We start from the raw sequence: 22,024 nt of genomic DNA on the forward strand, positions 1-22,024 counted from the left end.
AAAAATGCCCCCATGGATCACTGATCAATGGGGGCCATGACACTAACGTTCAGCTTATCAGTTCGATTTGAAATCCACGCTGTAGCTGAAAACTTGTCCAGTTTCAGCAACGACAAACCGATAAGTCAGTTTTGCTGTCGCGTTGCTGGTTTTTGGCGAGAGCAAGGTGAACACCGCACTGCTGCCGGCACTGATCACTTGCGACTGGCTTAAGCCTCCAAATGTAGGAGCCACCGTATTGGTGCTATCGGTAGCACTCAAGCTGGTGACCGTGAAATTGGCGCCAACGGCGGTCAGTTTGAATGTACCTATGGTGTAGTTGACTGAGCAGGAACCCACGCAAGAATTCTGCATCGCGCCGACACTGGTGTAGGGAAGCGTAAGCTTGGTTTCGGTCGTGCCATTGATGATGCTAGTTTCTTGCTGGAACAGCATCAGGGTGTTAGTGATGGCAGTGACCGCTACATTGATTGCCGGACTATTCACCTTCCCATCGTTCACAATCAGGCTGGCGACATATGTGCCTTCCATATCGGCGGTAAAGCTTGGCTGTGCCGTATTGGCGGACAACAGCGCTGCCGCGCTGCTGGTGGGTTTCGAGACCCACGTCCATGCATAGGTCAGCGTATCGCCATTGGCATCCGAACTGGCGCTACCATTGAGCGTTACCGCCGCACCGGTCACCACGTTTTGCGCGCTACCGGCATTGGCCACTGGCGCCACATTGGCTGCCGCTGCCGTGACAGCCACTGTCGCTGGCGTACTATTGAGCTTGCCATCATTGACTGTCAAGGTGAACACATAAGTGCCTGGCACGTCTGCCGTAAAGACAGGCTTGGCAGCAGTCGAACTGAAGGTCAGGCTGCTGCCTGCCGGCTTCGATGTCAGACTCCATGCATAAGTGAGCGGATCGCCATTGGCATCCGAGCTGGCGCTGCCATTGAGGCTGATCGATGTTCCCGTCACGGCGTTTTGTGCAATACCTGCGTTGGCGACGGGTGCCGCATTGATTGCGGCTGCGGTGATTTGCACTGTCGAGGCGGCGCTGCTGACCTTGCCATCATTGACCACCAGGCTGGCAACATACAAGCCGGCGACATCGGCGGTGAAGGTGGGCTTGGCTGATGAAACATTGCTGAGCGCAGCATTGCTGCCAGCCGGTTTCGACGTCAATACCCATGCATAGATCAGGGTGTCGCCATTGGCATCCGAACTGGTGCTGCCGTCCAGCGTGACCACGTTGCCTGCAAGCAGACTCTGGGCACTGCCTGCATTGGCGACCGGTGCTGCGTTGGCAACCGTTGCGGTGATGGTGACGGACAGCGGTGCGCTGTTGATCTTGCCGTCATTGACGATCAAGGTGGCGATATAGTCGCCCGCCACATCGGCCGTGAATGTCGGCTTCGCGGTTGTCGACGATGCCAGGGTGGCAACGCTTAATGTAGGCCTTGTCAGTACCCATGCATATGTCAGCGGGTCGTTGTTGGCATCCGTGCTGGCGCTGCCGTCAAGGGTGACGGGGCTTCCCGCAACGACGTTCTGGCCAATGCCGGGATTGGCTACCGGTGCGGCATTGACGACAGAGGCTGTGATCGTGACCGTCGCGGCGATGCTGCTGGTCTTGCCGTCATTGACGGTCAGCGTGGCAATATAGGCGCCGGCAACGTCTGCGGTGAACGTGGGCTTGACCGCAGTGGCGGAAGACAAGGTGGCGATACTGCCAGCCGGCCTGGAAGTCAGCACCCACGCATAAGTGAGCGTGTCACCATCCTTGTCGGAACTGGTACTGCCATCGAGTGTGACGACGGTGCCAGCAACAATATTCTGTGACGCGCCAGCTTGCGCGACAGGAGCAGTGTTGGTTGCCGGTGTTGGTACAGTGCTGTCATTGCTGCCACCGCCGCCACAGGCGGACAAGGTGGCCAAGGTCAATGCACAAATTGCAAAGGTTGTTTTCACAGGATATCTTATCAAGTTTAAAATGCCTGAAGGATATCATTGTTAATTATCAGCAATAATTTCACATTGTCACGAATGTTAAATTATTTTAAAAAGTTGATTCAGTTATCAATTTTGTCGAGTGATACCTTCCCATCGGCTGCCGGCACGCCAAAAATCTGCCGGTATGCCGCATAAAACGAGCAATGCATGATCACCGTCAGGATCATCGACAGCGGCATCATCAGCTGGATGGCCATCTGCGTGCGGCCGACGATCATGAACAGCAACTGGCTGGTGACGATGCTGATGGCGAACCAGGTCGAGGCCAGCACGATAAAGGCCGACAGCGAGCGCCAGACGGCAAAAAAGCTGAAGAACAGCGCCTTGCCCAGGCTGACGTGCTGCCAGTAGATCAGCGGCGCGGCAAAGAAGAAGGCCATCAGGGCGGGAATCGACATGGCCATGGTCAACAGGATGGCCGAGCCGATATTCGATTCGCGGATCACCTCGGGCGAGGTTTGCGGATTGAGCTGGCCTGTCACCAGTTGCCACAGGGTACCGCCGTCGACCAGCGACGAGGCGCCGATGGCCACGATGGCCATGATGAGGTACAGCACGCCCAGGCCGAACAGCACCGGCAGGGCTGGCTTGCGAAAGCCCGACAGCAGCAAGCTGGGCAAGACGCGCTTGCCCTGGTCGATATTCAGACAGCCCTGGGCAAAGGCGACGGAGAAGATCGGCACCAGGATCACGGGCAGAAATTGGCCCAGCAGGGGGATGACGCTGACGAGCAGCATGCACACCATATAGCCGAGAAACAGCATCGACATGCCGCCAGGTTGCTTGCGAAACAGGCCGAAGCCTTGTTTCACCCAGTGCCAGCCTGTGCTTGCAGGTAATTTTTCCATGTTCTTAAAACAGTTCCGGTGCAGGTGTAGCGATACGTTCGCGCAAGATGCGTTCAAAATGCGCGGGATCATGGGGCGTCAGCATTTCGGCTGCGCGCGGCTGGTAGTAATCGTACAGGCGCGACAGCCAGAAGCGCAGCGCGGCGGCGCGCAGCAGCGGTTGCCAGGCCGTATGTTCTTCGGTGGTAAACGGGCGCACGGCCTGGTAGGCGTCGAGCAGGGCGCGCACGCGCTCGACGTCGAGCTTGCCGGTGGACAAATCAATGCACCAGTCGTTGACGGTGACGGCCACGTCGAACAGCCAGGTATCGCAGCCGGCGAAGTAAAAATCGAAAAAGCCCGTCAGCCGTTCGCCGTCGAACATCACGTTGTTGCGGAACAGGTCGGCATGCACGGGGCCGCGCGGCAAGGCTTTGTAAGTGGCGCAGGCGGCAAACGCGTCCTGGAAATGAATTTCGGCGCGCAGCAGATGCGCGTTGCCTTCGTCCAGGTGGGGCAAGACCAGCGGCGTGGTGGCGTTCCACCAGTCCAGGCCGCGCAAGTTCGGTTGTTGCAGCGGAAAATCCTGCGCCGCCAGATGCATTTTCGCCAGCATGGCGCCGACAGCCGCGCAATGCACGGGCTGGGGATCCATCTGTGAGCTGCCGTCGAGCTTGCTGACGATGGCGGCCGGCTTGCCTTGCAGGCTGCAGACCAGTTCGCCGTCGGCGTTCGGGATCGGTGCCGGCACCAGCACGCCGCGTTCGGCGAGGTGGCGCATCAGTTGCAGATAGAACGGCAATTGCTCGAAGCTCAGGTTTTCAAAGATCGTCAGCACATGCTCGCCGCGCTCGGTGCTGAGGAAAAAATTGCTGTTTTCAATGCCGGAAGCGATGCCCTTGAGCGCCAGAGGCTTGCCGAGTGGGAATTGCGTGATCCATTGGCCGATATCGTCCAGGTGTAGCGCGGTAAAAACTGCCATGGGAAAGAAGAGAGATCAAAAAGGTCAAAAAAAGCCTGCTGCCCCGCAGACGGCCGGGGCAGGGCAGGGCAAGAGTGGATGCTTACTTGGCTGGCGGCGGTGGCGCAGGCACGTCGTCGGCCGCTTCCTCGTCACGCTGTTTCTGTTTTTTCTTGCCCAGGTCAAATTCCATCACCTTCCATTGCGGGCCGCGCAGGGCGCTGCCATGGGCCTGGTCGCCGCCGGCCGACGGCTTCATGTAATAGGTGCTGCCGCCCGACGTCACTTTCACTTCCGACGTCACGCCATTCTCGCGCTTTTCCGTGATCTGCTGAGCAGGTGCCGCTGGCGTGACGGTAATGGGCGCTTCGCCCATTTCTTCGATTTTTTCCAGCTGCGGTGGCGCATCGCTGGGTTTCGGTGGCGTCTGGGCGCCGGCGATCGCCGACACGGCCAGCAGGGGCAGTGCCAGGAGTCGCCAGAAGGTGGAGGTACGCATCATGATGGGGTCGCTTCCAAGTGTGACCGCGGCGTGACGCCGCAGTGTACAGACTGTCAATAAGCCGTTGTTATCTATGGGGCATTGTAACAAACTGCCAAGCAAGCTGTTTTAAATGCAGAGAAATAGTGGGGTGCGCCGGCACGCCCGGCCACGCAGCAGAAAACAGCGCTGCACGCGCCAGGTGGCGCGCCCACAAACTCTGCGATAATTGAACGATATTCCACCCGCCCACCCCATGTTTCCCTCTGGCAGGCGCGGCTCACCTTTATTTATTGGCATTATGCAAAACACCCTGCTGTTAGTCGATGGTTCCAGTTACCTTTATCGCGCCTTCCACGCGCTGCCCGACCTGCGCAGCCCGGACGGCTACCCTACCGGCGCCATGCACGGCATGGTCAACATGCTGCGCCGTTTGCGCGCCGACTACCCGGCCGCGTATATCGCCTGCGTGTTCGATGCCAAGGGCAAGACTTTCCGCGACGATATGTATCCGGAATACAAGGCCACGCGCGCCTCCATGCCGGACGATTTGCGCCTGCAGATCGAGCCTATCCATGAAGCCGTGAAAGCCATGGGCTGGCCCATCCTGATGGTCGACGGCGTGGAAGCCGATGACGTGATCGGCACCCTGGCCGTGCAGGCCGCTGGCGCCGGCATGAACGTGGTGGTGTCCACCGGCGACAAGGACCTGGCCCAGCTGGTCAACAGCCAGGTGACCCTGATCAATACCATGAGCAATGAAAAGCTCGACGAAGCGGCCGTGCTGGCCAAGTTCGGCGTGCCGCCGAACCGCATCATCGACTACCTGTCGCTGATCGGCGATACGGTCGACAATGTGCCGGGCGTGTCGAAATGCGGTCCGAAGACGGCCGTCAAATGGCTGACCCTGTACGACAGCCTGGAAGGCGTGATGGAAAACGCGGCCAATGTCGGCGGCGCCGTCGGCGAAAACCTGCGTACGGCGCTGCCGTGGCTGCCGCAGGCGCGCGCCCTGATCACGGTCAAGACCGACTGCGATCTGTCGGCACACATGACGACGATCGCCGACTCCCTGGCGGCGAAACAAGAAGACCGCGACGCGCTGCTGGCCTTCTTCAACCGCTACGGCTTCAAGGCCCTGCTGCGCGAACTCGGTGGCGCGCCGCCGCCGATGTCGCCGGTGGGCGCGCCGCCTGCCGCCAATGCTGCTGCGAACACCACCGGCGATATGTTTGCCGACGCCGCTCCGGCGCCCGAGGCCGTCTATGAAACCGTGCTGACCGATGAACAGCTCGACAAATGGATCGCCCTGATCGATGCGGCGCCTTTGACGGCCGTCGACACGGAAACCACCTCGCTGGAACCGATGACGGCGCAGATGGTCGGCATTTCATTGTCCGTGGCCGAACACGCGGCCTGCTATATTCCTTTGGCGCACGATTACGCGGGCGCGCCGGACCAGCTGTCGCGTGAGCATGTCCTGAGCAAGCTGCGGCCTTGGCTGGAGGACGCGAACAAGCCCAAGCTGGGCCAGAACCTGAAATACGACAGCCATATCTTCGCCAACCACGGCGTGACATTGCGCGGCATCGTGCACGACACCCTGCTCGAATCGTATGTGTTTGAATCGCACAAGAAACACGACATGGACGGCCTGGCCTTGCGCCACCTGAACTACACCACCATCCCGTTCGAGGACGTGTGCGGCAAGGGCGCCAAGCAGATCACCTTCAACCAGGTGGAAGTGGGACAGGCGGCCCGCTATGCGGCCGAGGATGCCGATGTCACCTTGCGCCTGCATAACGCCATGTGGGGCAATGTCGCCAATGACGAAAAGCTGACCTTTATCTACGAAAAGATCGAGCTGCCGACGGCGCAGGTGCTGCAGAAGATCGAGCGCAACGGCGTGCTGATCGACGACGCGCTATTGAATTTGCAGTCGGCCGAGCTGGCCGTGAAAATCCTGGAACTGGAAAAGAAAGCGTATGAACTGGCCGAGCAGCCGTTCAACCTCGGGTCGCCGAAGCAGATCGGCGAGATTTTTTTTGAAAAACTGAAACTGCCTGTGGTCAAGAAGACCCCGACCGGCGCGCCGTCCACCGATGAGGAAGTGCTGCAAAAGCTGGCCGAGGATTATCCGTTGCCGAAAGTGCTGCTCGAATACCGCGGCATGGCCAAGCTGAAGTCGACCTATACCGACAAATTGCCGAAGATGATCAACGCCAGCACCGGCCGCGTGCATACCAATTATGCGCAGGCCGTCGCCGTCACCGGGCGCCTGGCGTCGAACGACCCGAACTTGCAGAATATTCCGATCCGCAGCGCTGAAGGGCGCCGCATCCGCGAAGCCTTTATTGCGCCGCCGGGCAGCAGCATCGTCTCGGCCGACTATTCCCAGATCGAGCTGCGCATCATGGCGCATATTTCGGGCGACGAGGCGATGCTGCGCGCGTTTGCCGACGGCATCGACATTCACCGCGCCACCGCGGCCGAAATCTTCGGCGTGACGGCCGCCGAGGTGCAAAGCGAGCAACGCCGCTACGCGAAGGTCATCAACTTTGGCTTGATCTACGGCATGAGCGCGTTTGGCCTGGCCGGTAATCTGGGCGTCGACCGCACGGCCGCGCAAAGCTATATCGACCGCTATTTCGCGCGTTTTTCAGGCGTGAAACAGTATATGGAAGACACGCGCCAGCAAGCCAAGGCGCGTGGCTATGTGGAAACCGTGTTTGGCCGCCGCCTGTGGCTGCCGGAAATCAATTCGCCGAACGGCCCGCGCCGCCAGGGCGCCGAACGGGCCGCGATCAATGCGCCGATGCAGGGCACGGCGGCCGACCTGATCAAGCTGGCCATGATCGCCGTGCAAAACTGGCTGGAGCAGGACGGCCTGCAAACGAAAATGATCATGCAGGTGCACGATGAGCTGGTGCTGGAAGTGCCGGACGCCGAGCTGGAACTGGTCAAGCGCAAGCTGCCCGAGCTGATGGCCGGCGTGGCCGAACTCAAGGTGCCGTTGACGGCGGAAGTTGGCGTCGGCAAGAATTGGGACCAGGCGCATTAATGTTTTTAAACGCAACACTTTCAGGAGAAACGCATGAAAGACATGATTAGCGATGTGGAAAGTCTGTTGGGCCAGAGCAGCCTGTCCGGGGCCGATGGCCGCCGTGGTTTCCTGAAAGTGGCGCTGGGCACGGGTTTTGCCGTGGCCGCGCTGCCGGTGGTGGCGCAAAACGTGATCAAGACCGATGGCGCGGGCCTGATCTCGGGCACCATCATGGTCAAGATCGACGGCCAGGACGTGCCCGTCTATGCATCCCAGCCCGAAGGCAAGACGGGCTTGCCGGTGATCCTGGTGATTTCCGAGATCTTTGGCGTGCACGAGCATATCGCCGACATGGCGCGCCGCTTTGCCAAGCAGGGTTACCTGGCGCTGGCGCCCGACCTGTTCGTGCGCCAGGGCGACGCCACCAAGGCGCCCAGCATGCCCGAACTGATGAAGAACATCGTCGGCAAGACCCCTGATGCGCAGGTAATGAGCGACCTGGACGCCATCGTCGCCTGGGCCAGGCAGAATGGCGGCGACACCGCGCGCCTGGGCATTACCGGTTTTTGCTGGGGCGGCCGCATCACCTGGCTGTATGCGGCGCACAATCCGGCCGTGAAAGCGGGCGTGGCCTGGTATGGCCGCCTGGTGGGCGAGTCGACCGCGATCACGCCGCAGCACCCGGTCGATATCGCACCGGCGCTCAAGGCACCGGTCCTGGGCCTGTATGGCGCCAAGGATACCGGCATCAGCCAGGAATCGATCGCCACCATGAAAGCGGCGCTGGCCAAAGGGAGCAGCAAATCCGAATTCGTCGTCTATCCGGACTCGGGCCACGCCTTCAACGCCGACTACCGCCCCAGCTATGTGGCGGCCGACGCCAAGGACGGCTATGCCCGCTGCCTGGCCTGGTTCAAGGCCAATGGCGTGGTGTAAGCAGCATCTCAGCGGCATCTTTCCTCATTGACTGGATAAGCCGAACCGGGCCGTAAATGCCCGGTTCTTCCGCCAATGCAGTACAATTGCATCTTACTCGCGCCACGCCGCCGCCAAGGTCGCAGCAATCAACAATACGCAATACCGTACTGAGCAGGCTCCAGCACAGCGGACGCCAGTATTCTGGCGCCCCTTTTGAGGTAAGAAATCATCGATCCCGTCCTTATATCCATTTTGCTCGCGACCACGATCGCGGGCCTGTTCAGCATTACCGCAGCGGCGATCTTCTCGTTTGCGTTCCTGTCCAAGGTGGTCGAGCGCATGGTCAGCCTGTCGGTCGGCATCATGCTGTCGACCTCGCTGCTGCACGCCTTGCCCGAAGCGTTCGAGTCGCAGGCCGATCCGCGCAGCCTGTTCGCGACCTTGCTGGCCGGCTTGCTGGCATTTTTCATGCTGGAAAAATTCGCCATCCTGCGCCATTCGCACCATCACGAAGGCGACGGCCACCACCATGCGCACGGCCATGACAAGCACGAGGCGGGCAAGGCCGGCTGGATGATTTTGGTCGGCGACGGCATGCACAATTTCACCGACGGCATCCTGATCGCCGCCGCCTTCCTGGCCGACCCGAAGCTGGGCCTGGTCACCGGCCTGGCGATCATCGCGCATGAAATCCCGCAGGAAATCGGCGACTTCATCGTGCTGCTCAATGCCGGTTTCTCGCGCCTGCGCGCCTACATTTTCAACCTGCTGTGCAGCCTGATGGCGGTGGCCGGCGGCCTGCTGGGCTACTTCACGCTGGACCGCGCCAGCAACCTGATTCCCTACGTGCTGGTGTTTGCCTCGTCCGGCTTCATCTATATTGCGCTGTCGGACCTGATGCCGCAGATGCAGCGCCGCTCCACCTTGCGCGAAACCATCCCGCAAGTGCTGCTGATCGCGCTCGGTGTCTGCATCGTGCTGTTTTTGACGCGCCACCGGCACGGTTGAAACCCGGCACATAACGGTGTAGCATGGCCTTTCTTGTTCACTTGAAAAGAAAGGAGGAAAATATAATGGAAGAAAACTTGTTGCTCGCCTTGTGGCGCGCGCGCTCTTTAAGCGCATTTGCCAGCTCTTGCCCTCGTTCTATCGCGTCGCGATAACCGGGTCAGAGTCCCCCTCTCCATAGAGTCTTGCTCGACTCAAGGTTGTCGTTGGCGCTCCTGTTAACGCGGATGCTTGCATCCCGAACAAAGACAAGAGCCATGACTACCCTTATTTCTGCACAAGCATTACAGCTCGATACCCATGACGGTTTCCTGTTCCACGAACTCGCCTTTACTTTGCGCCAGGGCGACCGCATCGGCCTGATCGGCCATAACGGCTGCGGCAAATCGACCCTGCTGGGACTGCTCGCCGGCACGCGTGAAGCGACGGCCGGCACCATCACCCAGGCGCGCGCCTGCCGGCTGCAGCATGTCGAGCAGCATCTGCCACCTGCATTGGCCGAACTGAGCCTGCATGAGGCCCTGCTGGCACCGGTGCTGGACCAGCCCGAACTGCATTGGCGCGTCGACAGCCTGCTGGCCGAACTGGGTTTTGACGCCGGCACGGCGCAGGTGCCGGTGCGCTCGCTGTCCGGTGGCCAGCACACGCGCCTGCTGCTGGGCAGGGCGCTGCTGCAGGAGCCGAACGTGTTGCTGCTCGATGAGCCGAGCAACCACCTGGACCTGCCGTCGCTGCTGTGGCTGGAGCAATTCCTGCTAGCCTGGCGCGGCGCCTTCATCCTCGTCTCGCACGACCAGCGCCTGCTCGATAACGTGGCCACGCGCAGCTGGATCATGCGCGATGGCCGCATCCACGATGTCGACTTGCCCTGCGGTCCGGCGTTGCTGGCGCTGGCCGAGGCCGATGCGGTGGCGGCCACCCGCCATGCTTCCGAGCAAAAGGAAATCGACCGCCTGGCCGTCAGCAGCACCCGCCTGGCCCTGTGGGGCCGCATGTACGACAATGAAGGCATGGCCCGCAAGGCCAAGAGCATGCAGCGGCGCATCGACAAACTGAAGGAGGAACAGGCCTTCGTCAGCGACGGCGCGCCGTGGCGTTTGAGCCTGCACGGCAAGGCGCTGGCGGCCGACCAGTTGCTGGCGTTTGATCAACTCGACGTGCGCGCCGCCCCTGATGCAGCGCGCCTGTTCCGCATCGACCAGCTATGGCTCAAGCCGGGCGACCGCATTGCCTTGCTGGGCGCCAATGGCAGCGGCAAATCGTCCTTGCTGCGCCTGTGCTGGCATGCAATGCAGGGCCAGCACGAGCGGCCCGGCCTGCGCTGGCACCGCGCCGCCCATATCGGCTATTACGACCAGTCGCTCAAGCAACTAGCGGACGATGCCGACCTGTCCGATGCGCTGTATCCGTTCACCTTGACGAACGAGGCCGCGCGCAGCCAGGTGGCGCGCCGGCAGGCGCTGATCGGCGCCGGCTTTGCCTATGCGCGCCATGGGCAGGCGGTGGCCACCCTGAGCGGTGGCGAACGGGCGCGCCTGCTGTTCCTGGCACTGTCGCTGGCCCATTATCATCTGCTGCTGCTCGACGAACCGAGCAATCACCTGGACCTGCAGGGCAAGCGCGAACTGGCGCAGGCCTTGCAAGGTTACGAGGGCGGCTGCCTGCTGGTGTCGCACGACCGCGACCTGATCGAAGCGGCCTGCAACCGCTACTGGGTGGTGGCCGACGGGCGCCTGGAGGAATGGCCTGACGCGGCCAGCGCGTATGCGCGCCTGAACGCAGGTCAGGGACAGGCGGCATCGATACCGCCGCCGGCGATAACGCTGGCGGTACCGGCCGACAGCGAACGGCAACTGGAACGCCTGTGCGAACTGGAGCAGTTGCTGGCGGGCGACCTGGCGCGCAAGCCGCGGCACCAGAAACTGGTCAGCCAGCAGGCATGGCGGCTGGAACTGGACGCCTTGAGCCGCGCGCTGGGCATCAGCCTGTGATTGGCTGATGCCGGAGGTTATGGATTGCCGGTCGCCACCGGCCGTGCCGGGTCCGCGCACCATTCGCTCCACGAACCTGGATACAGCGCGGCACCCGGTAAACCCGCTACTTCCAGTGCCAGCAGATTGTGGCAGGCTGTCACGCCGGAGCCGCATTGCATGATGGCGGATTCGGGTTTGCCGATCAGGCCGGCGAATTCCTGTTCCAGTTCCCGGGCCGGCTTGAAGCGGCCGTCGGGCTGCAGGTTGTCCTTGAAGAAGCGGCTTTTCGCGCCCGGGATATGGCCGCCGACGGGATCGATGGTTTCGTTCTCGCCGCGGTAGCGGTCGGGTGCGCGCGCGTCGAGCACCTGCAGCTCCTGCGTGGCCAGATTCGCCACGACATCCTGCACGCTGACGGTGCGCGCCAGGCTGGCTTGTTCCGTGATATTGCCGGCCGGGCGAGGCGCCACGGGCGTGACCACCGGCAAGCCCTGCGCCTGCCAGGCGGCCAGGCCGCCGTCGAGCACGGCCACGTTGGCGTGGCCGATCCAGCGCAGCAGCCACCACAGCCGAGCGGCGAACATGCCGCCCTGTCCATCGTAGGCCACCACTTGCGTGTCGTCATCGATGCCCCAGCCGCGCAGGGTGGCGAGCAGGGTGGCGCGGTCGGGCAGCGGATGGCGGCCCGTGAAGGCCGTGCCGGCCGGGGCTTTCGCGCCGGACAGGTCGGTGTCGATATTGGCGAACTGCGCATTTTGAATATGCCCGGCGGCAAACGCATCGCTGCCGGCCGTGGGGTTCAACAAGTCGTGGCGGCAGTCAAAAATGGCCCAGTTGCTGTCGTTCAGGTGGCTGGCCAGTTCGCTGGCACTGATCAAGGTGGTGTAGTTCAAGCATCGCTCCTTCACACTTCGCTGGCAATCGGATCCGTGCGCGCAATCGCGGCGCCACGGGCGGTGTTGCGGGTATTGTAATAGGTGGCGGCAATGCCGGAAGCGAGAATGATGCCGATGCCGGCCCAGCCGTGCCAGTCGAACAGATCGCCGAAGATCACCACGCCCCAGAAGCTGGAAAACACGATGCCCGTATATTGCAAGTTGGCCACCACCAGGGTCTTGCCCAGGCGGTATGCGCGCGTCATCGCCATCTGCGCCATGGTCGCGCACAGGCCGATGGCGGCCAGCAGGCCCACGCCATAGGCACTGGTATGCGCATGCCAGACCACCGGGCCGCCGCCGGCGCTGGCCACATGGCCGATCACGCCGGCGACGAAATTGACGATGGAAAAGTAAAACACCACGCGGTATTCGGGTTCGCCCAGCAGGCCAAGTTTCCTTACCTGCAAATACGCCAGCGCCGACAGCATGCCGGAGATCAATGCCGTCACGGCGCCGGCCGCCTGGTCGGTTTCAAACACCGGTTGCAGCAGCAGGGTGACGCCGACAAAGCTCATGGCGATCGCCGCCACCAGCGGCCACTCGACCTGCTTGGAGGCTTTCCACCAGCCGCCGGCCAGCAGGATCACGGCGATCCAGATCGGCGCCATGTAGTTCAGCGTCATGGCGGTGGCCAGCGGCAAAATGGCGATGGCGTAAAACCACAGCCACAGGGCGATCACGCCGACCACGCCGCGCCACAGATGCTGGCCCCACATGCCGGTCTTGAAGCTGCCGCCTTGATACAGGATGGTGCAGGTCATCACGGTGATGCCGATGATGCCGCGGTACATGACGATCTCGGAGGTCGAGTACATGTCCGAGGCGATCTTCACGCACACGCCCATGATGGCGAACATAAAGCTGGCAAACAGCATCCAAAGTGATTGCATCTGATTCCTGGAAAACGTGAGGATAAAAAAAGGCCGCACGCGGCGGCCCTGGGAATTACAGTTCGATATTGTCGCGGTACCATTCGTGGAAGTGCTGCATGCCGTCTTCCATCGGCGACTGGTAGGGGCCGACTTCGCTGACGCCGCGCGCCATCAGCACCTTGCGCCCGGCATCCATGCGCTGGGCGATTTCATCGTCCTCGACGCAGGTTTCCATGTAGGCGGCGCGCTCGGCCTCGATGAATTCGCGCTCGAACAGCACGATTTCTTCGGGGTAGTAGAACTCCACCACGTTGCGCGTCTTCTGCGGGCCATCGGGCCACAGGGTCGACACGATCAGCACGTGCGGATACCACTCGACCATGATGTTCGGATACAGGGTCAGCCAGATGGCGCCGTAAGGCGGCGGTTCGCCGCCACGGAACTGCAGCACCTGCTCCTGCCATTTCTTGTAGGCGGCCGAGCCCGAATGCTGCAGGCCGCGGTGCACGCCCACCGTCTGCACGCTGTAATCCTTGCCGAATTCCCAGCGCAGGTCGTCGCAGCTGACAAAGCTGCCCAGGCCCGGATGGAACGGTTCGACGTGATAATCCTCGAGGTAGACTTCGATGAAGGTCTTCCAGTTGTAGTCGCATTCGTGGATTTCCACGTGGTCGAACATGTAGCCGGAAAAATCGAGATCTTTCGAGACGGACAAGTCTTTCAACTTTTCCATCACGTTGTAGCCGTTCTGCTCGAACAGCAGGCCGTTCCAGCTTTGCAGCGGTGTTTTCGACAGGTTCAGGCACGGCGTCTCGGGGAAGTGCGGCGCACCGATCAATTCACCCTTGAGGTCGTAGGTCCAGCGGTGCAGCGGGCAGACAATATTGTTCGCATTGCCACGGCCATTGAACATCAGCGCCTGCCGGTGACGGCACACGTTGGACAGCACTTCGATGCCATTGGCATTGCGCACCAGCATGCGTCCTTCGTTTTCGGACGCCAGGGTGGCAAAGTCGCCCGTTTCGGGCACCATCAGCTCGTGCCCGATATAGCGCGGGCCGGCATGGAACAATTGCTGCATTTCACGCTGCAACAGCGTTTCGTCAAAATAGACGTGGACCGGAAGTTGCGCGTTTGAACGCGCCAGCTTGGCGTGAGTAGCCAGATCGGACATCCCAACCCCCCATAATATGTACAACGGTCAGCAGCTTCCCGGGTCATCCCCTGGGCCAGCGCTACAGAGAGAAAGAATCCGCAAAGACCTGAATTCAAATTGGTTGAAACGGTATTTCGGACAGAACCGGCGATTATAGCGTGAATCGGCCCCATCCATGCCAAAAGCCCTGACAAAAACGGGAGTATTCGGCCCGCTCGTCAAGAAAACGCTGCTTTGCCACAGGTTTTCGCGCAGATGGGGGCGGTTTCGTCAAAATCCACCGCCAAACGGGCCATCTGTCTTGCTTTGAGCACGCCGCGCGCGCTTTAGTTTTCACTTAAGACAGTGGTTTGTTCTAAAATAACGCTACTATGCTGGCCGGGTATTCCCGGCATCCCCCGGCAAGCCCCCCGTGCCACGAAAAGATCTGAGTTTATGTCCAAGAAAATAACTGCAGCTGTGCCGGCCTCGTTTGAAGAGGCCATGGCCGAGCTTGCTCAGCTGGTCACCCAAATGGAAGCGGGCCAGTTGCCGCTGGAAGCGTCGGTCGCGGCATATCAGCGCGGCTCCGAACTGGTCAAGTACTGCGCCGGCCAGCTTGACGGCGTCGAGGCGCAAGTCAAGGTGCTCGAAGGCGACATGCTGAAACCGTTCGCCGATGGCGAGGCCTTGCAATGAGCGCGGTAATAACGGTCGGCATGACCTTCGGCGACTGGATGCAGACCACCCAGGCCGGCGTGGAAAGCGCGCTCGACCGGTTCCTGCCCGCGCCTGACGCCGTGCCGCACAAGCTGCACGCGGCCATGCGCTATGCGCTGCTGGGCGGCGGCAAGCGCGTGCGCCCGCTGCTGGTGATGGCGGCCGGCGAGCTGTTCGATGCCGATGCCGCGACGCTGGCGCGCGCCGCTTGCGCGCTGGAAATGATACATGTGTATTCGCTGGTGCATGACGACATGCCCTGCATGGATGACGATGAATTGCGCCGTGGCAAGCCTACCGTACATATCGCCTACGATGAAGCGACCGCCTTGCTGGTCGGCGACGCGCTGCAGTCGCAGGCGTTCACCATCTTGGCCGAAGGCGCGGCGATTGCGCCGGGGCGGCAGATGGCAATGATACGGCTGCTGGCGCAGGCGTCCGGTTCGGCAGGCATGTGCGGCGGCCAGGCGATCGACCTCGACAGCGTGGGCCTGGCCTTGTCGCTGGAGCAGCTGGAACAGATGCACCAGTTGAAGACGGGGGCGCTGCTGCGCGCCGCGGTGGTGCTCGGCGCGCTGGCCGGCAAGGATCTGGAACCGGGCGACATGACGGCGCTGGACGCCTATGCGAAGGCGGTGGGGCTGGCCTTCCAGGTGGTCGACGATGTGCTCGACGCCACGGCCGATTCGGCCACCCTGGGCAAGACGGCAGGCAAGGATGCGGCGGCCAACAAGCCGACCTATGTATCGATACTGGGCCTGGAGCCGTCAAAGGCCCTGGCAGAACAATTGCGGTGCGACGCCCATGCGGCGCTGGCGCCATTCGGGGACAAGGCACGCCGCCTGCGCGAGCTGGCGGACCTGGTCGTGCAGCGGAAGGCTTAAATGAAACTGTTAGAAACCATCAATGAACCGGCGCAAGTGCGCCAGCTGGCGCGTTCGCAACTGGTGCCGCTGGCACAGGAACTGCGCAGCTTCCTGCTCGACTCCGTGTCGAAAACGGGCGGCCATCTGTCGTCCAACCTGGGCACGGTCGAGCTGACCGTGGCCCTGCATTACGTATTCAACACGCCGCACGACCGCATCGTGTGGGACGTGGGTCACCAGACCTATACCCACAAGATCCTCACCGGCCGGCGCGGACGCATGCATACTCTGCGCCAGAAGGATGGCATCTCGGGTTTCCCGAAACGCGACGAAAGCGAATACGACACCTTCGGCACGGCCCATTCGTCGACCTCGATCTCGGCCGCGCTGGGCATGGCGCAGGCGGCCAAGATCAAGGGCGATCCGCTGCATGCGATCGCCGTGATCGGCGACGGCTCGATGACGGCCGGCATGGCCTTCGAGGCGATGAACAATGCGGGCGTGCAGGAAGACGTCAACCTGCTGGTGATCCTGAACGACAACGACATGTCGATCTCGCCGCCGGTGGGCGCGCTGAACCGCCACCTGGCGCGCCTGATGTCGGGCCAGTTCTATGCGGCCGCGAAAAACGTCGGCAAATCCGTCTTGCCGGGCCCGGTGCTGGAACTGGCGAAACGTTTTGAAGAGCACGCGAAAGGCATGGTGGTGCCCGCCACCATGTTCGAGGAATTCGGTTTCAATTACATCGGCCCCATCGATGGCCACGACCTCGATTCGCTGATCCCGACCCTGCAGAACATCAAGCAGCTGAAAGGCCCGCAGTTCCTGCACGTGGTCACGAAAAAAGGCCAGGGCTACAAGCTGGCCGAGGCCGAGCCCATCCTGTACCACGGCACCGGCAAGTTCAATCCTCTGGAAGGCATCAAGCCGGCCAGCGCGCCGGGCAAGATGACGTACACGGAAGTGTTCGGCAACTGGCTGTGCGACATGGCCGCGCACGACAAGCGCCTGGTGGGCATCACGCCGGCCATGCGCGAAGGCTCGGGCATGGTCAAGTTCGAACAACAGTATCCGAACCGCTATTTCGATGTTGGCATCGCCGAGCAGCACGCGGTGACGTTTGGCGCCGGCCTGGCCTGCGAAGGCTTGAAACCGGTGGTGGCGATCTATTCCACCTTCCTGCAGCGCGCCTACGACCAGCTGATCCACGACGTGGCGCTGCAAAACCTGGACGTGACGTTCGCGCTGGACCGCGCCGGCCTGGTCGGCGCCGATGGCGCCACGCACGCCGGCAACTATGACATGGCGTTTTTGCGCTGCATCCCGAACATGGTCATCATGGCCGCCTCGGATGAAAACGAATGCCGGCAAATGCTGACCACCGGCTATTACTATCCGGGACCGGCGGCGATCCGCTATCCGCGTGGCGCCGGTGCCGGCGTGGCCATCGTGCCGGAACTGGCCAGCCTCGAGATCGGCAAGGGCGAAATCAAACGCCAGGGCAAGAAGATCGCCATCCTGGCGTTTGGCTCGATGGTGGCGCCGAGCGTCGCGGCCGGTACCCAGCTCGACGCGACGGTGGCCAACATGCGCTTCGTCAAGCCGCTCGACGTGGCCCTGGTCAAGCAGTTGGCCGCTGACCACGACTACCTGGTGACGGTGGAAGAAGGCGCCATCATGGGTGGCGCCGGCTCGGCCGTGGCCGAAGCGCTGGCCGCCGAGGGTATCGTCAAGCCTATCCTGATGCTGGGCCTGCCCGACCAGTTCATCGACCATGGCGACCCGGTGCAGTTGCTCAAAGGCGTGGGGCTGGACGGTGCCGGCATCGCCGCGTCGATCGAACAGCGCTTCGGCGGCGCGCAGCCGCGCCTGGCCGTGGTCAACTGATCAGCTGATCAGCCAGGAGCCGCTTCCGGCGGGGCGGTCGAGGCGCGCACCACCAGCTCGGGCGGCGGTGCGATGCGCATCGGCGCATCGGCTTGCGGACTGGCGATCAAGTCCAGCAGCAGCGCGATGGCCAGGCTGGCCGCTTCGGCGGTCGGTACCGCCACCGTCGTCAACGCGGGGCGTGCCTGGTGCGCACCGTGGATATCCGTCAGGCCGATTACCGACAACTGCTGCGGCACCTTGATGCCCAGGTCGGCCGCCGCATGCATCAGGCCCAGCGCCGGCAAGTCATTGGTGGCAAACACCGCCGTGATCGATGGTGTGGCCGCCAGCATGGCCGCACCGGCCTGCAAGCCTCCCTCCACCGAATCGTGCACGCGGATGGTCCGCACCACCGCGTCCGCATGGCCCAGTTCAGCCAGCGCATCGTTGAAACCGCGTTCGCGCTCGGCATGCACGCCATTCGCACCGCCGACCAGCACGCCGATGCTGCGGTGGCCCAGCGCGATCAGATGGCGCGCGGCCAGCGTGCCGGCCAGGTGAAAATCGACCGCCACGCACGGCAGGCCCGGCGGCTGGTGCGGCTTTTCCCACATGCCCAGCACCACGGTGGCGCCGCGCCGCTCGGTTGCCTTCAGATCGTCCAGCGACGGGTCGGCATTCATCACCAGCACGCCGTCGGCCAGGGTGCCGGCGATCTGGTCCAGGTAGGCGCGGCCGATGGCGCGGTCGTCATTGGTGTTGCAGACGATCAGGAAGCGGCCATGCTGGCGCGCCGCCTGTTCGGCCGCCAGCGCGTATTCGGGGTAAAACGGATTGGCGATGCTCGACACCATCAGCGCCAGGGTGGGGGCGCGGCCTTCGGCCAGCGCACGCGCCGTCAGGTGCGGCCGGTAGCCCAGCGCTTCGACGGCGGCCAGCACGCGCGCGCGCGTGTCGGCGCCGACCTTGCCGCGCTGGCGCAGGACGTTCGAGACGGTGGCGGAGGTCACGCCGGCGCGCTGGGCGACTTGGGACAGGGTGGTCATGGTGGGGGCATCGGTAGCATGCCTGCATTCAACAGGGTTAGGCGGCCGCTGTCAATGTCCGCCTGGACTGGCGGCGCGATTGCTGCAATGCGTCACAGGATTAGATTGCCTGAAAAAAAATCCTTTGGTATATTCGATTCAAACGAGCGTATCCGAAACCATAATCATAAAAAAAATACTTAAAAGAGCGTGCCTGGCCAGCCTGGCACTTTTTTTAGATGGCTTGGTTAAGCGCTTAACCTACTGGAGACCAGGAATGGCAAGCATTACCCTCAAGGCGGTGCAGAAGTCGTATGGCAATGGCGCGGCGGTGATCCGCAACGTCGACCTCGACATCGGCGAACATGAATTCTGCGTTTTTCTGGGCCCCTCGGGCTGCGGCAAGTCGACCTTGCTGCGCATGATCGCCGGCCTGGAAGACTTGTCCGGCGGCGAACTGCGCATCGCCGGCGAATTGATGAACGATGTGCCACCGGCCGAGCGCGGCGTGGCGATGGTGTTCCAGAGCTATGCGCTGTTTCCCCACATGTCGGTGTACGACAATATCGGCTTCGGCCTGAAGCTGGCCAAGACGCCGAAAGACGAACTGGACCGGCGCGTGCGCGAAGCGGCGCGCGTGCTGCAGCTCGACGAACTGCTGGAACGCAAACCCAAGCAACTGTCCGGCGGCCAGCGCCAGCGCGTGGCGATCGGCCGCGCCATCGTACGCCGCCCCGGCGTGTTCCTGTTCGACGAACCGCTGTCCAACCTCGACGCCACCTTGCGCGGCCAGACCCGCATCGAGATCGCCCGCCTGCACAAGCAGTTCGTCGACGCCAGCGTGGTATACGTGACGCACGACCAGGTCGAGGCGATGACCCTGGCCGACAAGATCGTGCTGTTGCGCGCCGGCCCCGACGTGCAGCGCCTGGGCAGCATCGCCCAGGTCGGCTCGCCGCTGGAGCTGTACCACCGTCCGAACAGCCGCTTCGTGGCCGGCTTTATCGGTTCGCCGCAAATGAACTTCCTGCCGGCCAGAGTGGTCGCGGGCGACGCCGCCGCCGTGCGCGTCACGCTCGAGCACACGGGTGAAACCATCACCATTGCCGCCGATGGCCGCGCCTTGAGCGCCGGGCAGGGCGTCTGCGTCGGCGTGCGCCCGGAACATCTGCTGCTGGCGCCGCAAGAGAGTAATCGCCTGGTGCGCAGGGTGATGCTGGTCGAGCGCCTGGGCGAACAGACCTATCTGCATTTCGAGCAGGCCGGCGGCGAGCCGCTGCTGGCCAAGGCGCCCGGCAATGTCGCCACCGAGGCCGGCGCCGAGCTGACCCTGGGCATGCTGGCGCAGCACTGCCATTTGTTTACCGACGATGGCAACGCCGTCGCCGCACCGTTCCATCCCCCACATCTTGCACAGGAGATCGCATGCGCTTAGGAGTCTGTTACTACCCCGAACATTGGCCTGAATCGATGTGGGAGGACGATGCGCGGCGCATGAAGGCGCTCGGCATCGCCCAGGTGCGCATCGGCGAATTCGCCTGGAGCCGCATCGAACCGGCAGCGGGCCAGCTGCAATGGGCCTGGCTGGACCGCGCCATCGACGTGCTGGGCGCGGCCGGCCTGGAAGTGGTGATGTCGACGCCGACGGCCACGCCGCCGAAGTGGCTGATCGACCTGCATCCCGATATCCTGCCGGTCGGCGCCGACGGCCGCGCGCGCGCCTTCGGTTCGCGCCGCCACTACGATTTTTCGTCGAACGCCTATTTCGAGGCCTCGCAGCGCATCGTCACCCTGCTCGCCGAGCGCTACGGCAACCATCCGGCCGTTACCGCCTGGCAGACCGACAATGAATATGGTTGCCACCAGACGGTGGTCAGCTATTCGGCCGATGCCGTGGCGCGTTTCCGCGACTGGCTGCGCGCGCGCTACACCAGCATCGAAGCACTCAATACCGCCTGGGGCACGGTGTTCTGGAGCATGGAATATACGAGTTTCGACCAGATCGATGCGCCGGTCGGCACCGTCACCGAAGCGCACCCCTCGCACCGCATGGACTACCGCCGTTTTGCGTCGAGCGAAGTGGCGCGCTACAACCGCATGCAGGTCGAGATCTTGCGCCGCCATGCGCCGGGCCGCGTGATGGTGCATAACTTCATGCAGAACTTTTTTGAATTCGACCATTATCCGGTCGCGGCCGACCTTGACGCGGCCACCTGGGACAGCTATCCATTGGGCGCGCTGGAAGAATTCTGGTTCTCGCCTGAACTGAAGGCGCGCTGGCTGCGTACCGGCCACCCCGACTTCGCCTCGTTCAACCATGATTTATATCGCGGTATGTCGAAACAGCCGTTCTGGGTGATGGAACAGCAGCCTGGCCCGGTCAACTGGGCCAAGTGGAATCCGGCGCCGCTGCCCGGCATGGTGCGCCTGTGGAGCTGGGAAGCGTTCGCCCACGGCGCCGGCTGCGTCTCGTATTTCCGCTGGCGCCAGTGCCCGTTCGGCCAGGAGCAGCTGCATGCGGGCCTGAACACGCCGGATAATCTGCTCGATATCGGCGGCGCCGAAGCGGCGCAGGTGTCGCAGGAGCTGCAATTGATTGCGAATCAAAATGCCACGGTCTCGACCAAAGTCGCGCTGGTATTCGACTACGAAGCCAAGTGGCTGTTCGAAGTACATCCGCAGGCCCAGGATTTCCAATATGGCCCGCTGGTATTCGAATATTATTCCGCCCTGCGCTCGCTCGGTTTCGACGTCGACGTGATTCCGACCTCGAGCAACTTCGAGGGCTACCGCCTGATCGTCGTGCCGCCGCTGCCGGTGCTGCCGGACGACTTGCCGCAGCGCTTGCAGGACAGCGGCGCCCATGTCGTGTTCGCGCCGCGCAGCGGTTCGAAAACGGTGGACCTGTGCATACCCGCCAACCTGGGACCGGGCCCGCTGGCGCAGCACTTGCCGATGCGCGTATGGCGCGTCGACGCCATGCGCCCGACCACCCTGGTGCCGGTGCAGTGGGGTGAGCGGCAGGGCCAGGCGCGCATCTGGCGTGACCTGATCGAGGTGGCCGGCGATACCACGGTGGTGGCGACGTTTGACGACGGCCATCCGGCCATCGTGCGCCACCAGAACCTGCATTATCTGGCGGCGATTGTTGACGAGCCGCTGCTGCGCGACTACCTGGCGTCGGTGGCCAGGGAAGCGGACTTGCCGGTGACGCGCCTGGCCGATGGCGTGCGCATCAGCCGCCGCGGCGACCTGACGTATGTCTTCAATTATGGCGATGCGCCGCTTGATGCGCCGCACCCGCCGCAAGCGAGGTTCGTGATCGGCGCGGCGCAAGTGCCGCCGCAAGGGGTATCGGTATTCCAGTCATAAGCGGACGCCAGATCC

17 protein-coding genes are annotated in these 22,024 nt (G+C 62.6%); 9 read left to right on the plus strand and 8 right to left on the minus strand.

The genetic code is table 11. The annotated features are described in order from the left end of the window. Positions 1-57: 57 nt before the first annotated feature. The 4 genes from Q8L25_RS05185 to Q8L25_RS05200 all read right to left on the minus strand — a co-directional run bounded on the left by Q8L25_RS05185 (position 58) and on the right by Q8L25_RS05200 (position 4,291). Positions 58-1,959, minus strand: a complete 1,902-nt coding sequence (locus tag Q8L25_RS05185; RefSeq protein WP_308923858.1) for a PKD domain-containing protein — start codon at positions 1,957-1,959, stop codon at positions 58-60. Positions 1,960-2,060: 101 nt separating this feature from the next. Next, positions 2,061-2,849: a BPSS1780 family membrane protein gene (locus Q8L25_RS05190; protein WP_308923859.1), complete on the minus strand. Its 789-nt coding sequence runs from the start codon at positions 2,847-2,849 to the stop codon at positions 2,061-2,063. Between the two features lie 4 nt (positions 2,850-2,853). Then, a complete protein-coding gene (locus Q8L25_RS05195; RefSeq protein ID WP_308923860.1) occupies positions 2,854-3,810 on the minus strand; it encodes a homoserine kinase in 957 nt (318 codons plus the stop codon). Between the two features lie 82 nt (positions 3,811-3,892). After that, positions 3,893-4,291 (minus strand): hypothetical protein, encoded by a 399-nt coding sequence (locus tag Q8L25_RS05200; RefSeq protein WP_308923861.1) that lies wholly within the window; start codon positions 4,289-4,291, stop codon positions 3,893-3,895. 280 nt (positions 4,292-4,571) lie between these two features. Here Q8L25_RS05200 and polA point away from each other — a divergent pair, with 280 nt between their 5' ends. The 4 genes from polA (at position 4,572) to Q8L25_RS05220 (ending at position 11,230) form a co-directional block, all read left to right on the plus strand. Then, entirely contained in the window at positions 4,572-7,331 is a 2,760-nt protein-coding gene (gene polA / locus Q8L25_RS05205; protein WP_308923862.1) for a DNA polymerase I, read from the plus strand. Positions 7,332-7,364: 33 nt separating this feature from the next. Beyond that, on the plus strand, positions 7,365-8,249 hold the full coding sequence (locus Q8L25_RS05210) for a dienelactone hydrolase family protein (protein ID WP_308923863.1): 885 nt from the start codon (positions 7,365-7,367) through the stop codon (positions 8,247-8,249). Positions 8,250-8,483: 234 nt separating this feature from the next. Next, complete coding sequence (locus Q8L25_RS05215) at positions 8,484-9,239, plus strand: ZIP family metal transporter (RefSeq protein WP_308923864.1); 756 nt, start codon at positions 8,484-8,486, stop codon at positions 9,237-9,239. A 257-nt stretch (positions 9,240-9,496) separates the two neighbouring features. Further along, complete coding sequence (locus tag Q8L25_RS05220) at positions 9,497-11,230, plus strand: ABC-F family ATP-binding cassette domain-containing protein (protein ID WP_308923865.1); 1,734 nt, start codon at positions 9,497-9,499, stop codon at positions 11,228-11,230. 17 nt (positions 11,231-11,247) lie between these two features. Here Q8L25_RS05220 and Q8L25_RS05225 read toward each other — a convergent pair whose 3' ends face one another. Genes Q8L25_RS05225 through Q8L25_RS05235 form a run of 3 tightly spaced genes read right to left on the minus strand, consistent with a single transcriptional unit; the run spans position 11,248 to position 14,196 of the window. Further along, positions 11,248-12,105: a sulfurtransferase gene (locus tag Q8L25_RS05225; protein ID WP_308923866.1), complete on the minus strand. Its 858-nt coding sequence runs from the start codon at positions 12,103-12,105 to the stop codon at positions 11,248-11,250. An 11-nt stretch (positions 12,106-12,116) separates the two neighbouring features. Next, positions 12,117-13,040 carry a DMT family transporter gene (locus tag Q8L25_RS05230; protein ID WP_308923867.1) on the minus strand — a complete coding sequence of 308 codons (924 nt, stop codon included), beginning with the start codon at positions 13,038-13,040 and terminating at the stop codon, positions 12,117-12,119. Positions 13,041-13,095: 55 nt separating this feature from the next. Continuing rightward, a complete protein-coding gene (locus tag Q8L25_RS05235; protein ID WP_308923868.1) occupies positions 13,096-14,196 on the minus strand; it encodes an aromatic ring-hydroxylating dioxygenase subunit alpha in 1,101 nt (366 codons plus the stop codon). Between the two features lie 417 nt (positions 14,197-14,613). On the opposite strand from Q8L25_RS05235, the gene Q8L25_RS05240 reads away from it, so the two are divergent. Genes Q8L25_RS05240 through dxs form a run of 3 tightly spaced genes read left to right on the plus strand, consistent with a single transcriptional unit; the run spans position 14,614 to position 17,630 of the window. Continuing rightward, positions 14,614-14,856, plus strand: a complete 243-nt coding sequence (locus tag Q8L25_RS05240) for an exodeoxyribonuclease VII small subunit (protein WP_374694232.1) — start codon at positions 14,614-14,616, stop codon at positions 14,854-14,856. Then, positions 14,853-15,761, plus strand: a complete 909-nt coding sequence (locus Q8L25_RS05245; protein ID WP_308923869.1) for a farnesyl diphosphate synthase — start codon at positions 14,853-14,855, stop codon at positions 15,759-15,761. Before Q8L25_RS05240 ends, Q8L25_RS05245 begins: the two co-directional genes overlap by 4 nt. Then, positions 15,762-17,630, plus strand: a complete 1,869-nt coding sequence (gene dxs, locus Q8L25_RS05250; RefSeq protein WP_308923870.1) for a 1-deoxy-D-xylulose-5-phosphate synthase — start codon at positions 15,762-15,764, stop codon at positions 17,628-17,630. Positions 17,631-17,638: 8 nt separating this feature from the next. Here the strand turns inward: dxs and Q8L25_RS05255 are convergent, their stop codons facing one another. Continuing rightward, positions 17,639-18,658: a LacI family DNA-binding transcriptional regulator gene (locus tag Q8L25_RS05255; protein WP_308923871.1), complete on the minus strand. Its 1,020-nt coding sequence runs from the start codon at positions 18,656-18,658 to the stop codon at positions 17,639-17,641. Positions 18,659-18,914: 256 nt separating this feature from the next. On the opposite strand from Q8L25_RS05255, the gene Q8L25_RS05260 reads away from it, so the two are divergent. Further along, positions 18,915-20,072, plus strand: coding sequence for a sn-glycerol-3-phosphate ABC transporter ATP-binding protein UgpC (locus Q8L25_RS05260; RefSeq protein ID WP_308923872.1), 1,158 nt, complete (start codon positions 18,915-18,917; stop codon positions 20,070-20,072). Further along, positions 20,063-22,009 (plus strand): beta-galactosidase, encoded by a 1,947-nt coding sequence (locus tag Q8L25_RS05265; RefSeq protein WP_308923873.1) that lies wholly within the window; start codon positions 20,063-20,065, stop codon positions 22,007-22,009. Before Q8L25_RS05260 ends, Q8L25_RS05265 begins: the two co-directional genes overlap by 10 nt. Positions 22,010-22,024: the final 15 nt, after the last annotated feature.

The organism is Janthinobacterium sp. J1-1 (assembly GCF_030944405.1).
GTDB lineage: Bacteria > Pseudomonadota > Gammaproteobacteria > Burkholderiales > Burkholderiaceae_D > Janthinobacterium.

Excerpts from the sequence above, each read along its gene's own strand:
- Q8L25_RS05190 (WP_308923859.1), bottom strand. The coding sequence starts at position 2,849 with ATGGAAAAATTACCTGCAAGCACAGGCTGGCACTGGGTGAAACAAGGC.
- Q8L25_RS05195 (WP_308923860.1), bottom strand. The coding sequence starts at position 3,810 with ATGGCAGTTTTTACCGCGCTACACCTGGACGATATCGGCCAATGGATC.
- Q8L25_RS05200 (WP_308923861.1), bottom strand. The coding sequence starts at position 4,291 with ATGATGCGTACCTCCACCTTCTGGCGACTCCTGGCACTGCCCCTGCTG.
- polA (WP_308923862.1), top strand. The coding sequence starts at position 4,572 with ATGCAAAACACCCTGCTGTTAGTCGATGGTTCCAGTTACCTTTATCGC.
- Q8L25_RS05210 (WP_308923863.1), top strand. The coding sequence starts at position 7,365 with ATGAAAGACATGATTAGCGATGTGGAAAGTCTGTTGGGCCAGAGCAGC.
- Q8L25_RS05220 (WP_308923865.1), top strand. The coding sequence starts at position 9,497 with ATGACTACCCTTATTTCTGCACAAGCATTACAGCTCGATACCCATGAC.
- Q8L25_RS05230 (WP_308923867.1), bottom strand. The coding sequence starts at position 13,040 with ATGCAATCACTTTGGATGCTGTTTGCCAGCTTTATGTTCGCCATCATG.
- Q8L25_RS05235 (WP_308923868.1), bottom strand. The coding sequence starts at position 14,196 with ATGTCCGATCTGGCTACTCACGCCAAGCTGGCGCGTTCAAACGCGCAA.
- Q8L25_RS05240 (WP_374694232.1), top strand. The coding sequence starts at position 14,614 with ATGTCCAAGAAAATAACTGCAGCTGTGCCGGCCTCGTTTGAAGAGGCC.
- Q8L25_RS05245 (WP_308923869.1), top strand. The coding sequence starts at position 14,853 with ATGAGCGCGGTAATAACGGTCGGCATGACCTTCGGCGACTGGATGCAG.
- dxs (WP_308923870.1), top strand. The coding sequence starts at position 15,762 with ATGAAACTGTTAGAAACCATCAATGAACCGGCGCAAGTGCGCCAGCTG.
- Q8L25_RS05255 (WP_308923871.1), bottom strand. The coding sequence starts at position 18,658 with ATGACCACCCTGTCCCAAGTCGCCCAGCGCGCCGGCGTGACCTCCGCC.
- Q8L25_RS05260 (WP_308923872.1), top strand. The coding sequence starts at position 18,915 with ATGGCAAGCATTACCCTCAAGGCGGTGCAGAAGTCGTATGGCAATGGC.
- Q8L25_RS05265 (WP_308923873.1), top strand. The coding sequence starts at position 20,063 with ATGCGCTTAGGAGTCTGTTACTACCCCGAACATTGGCCTGAATCGATG.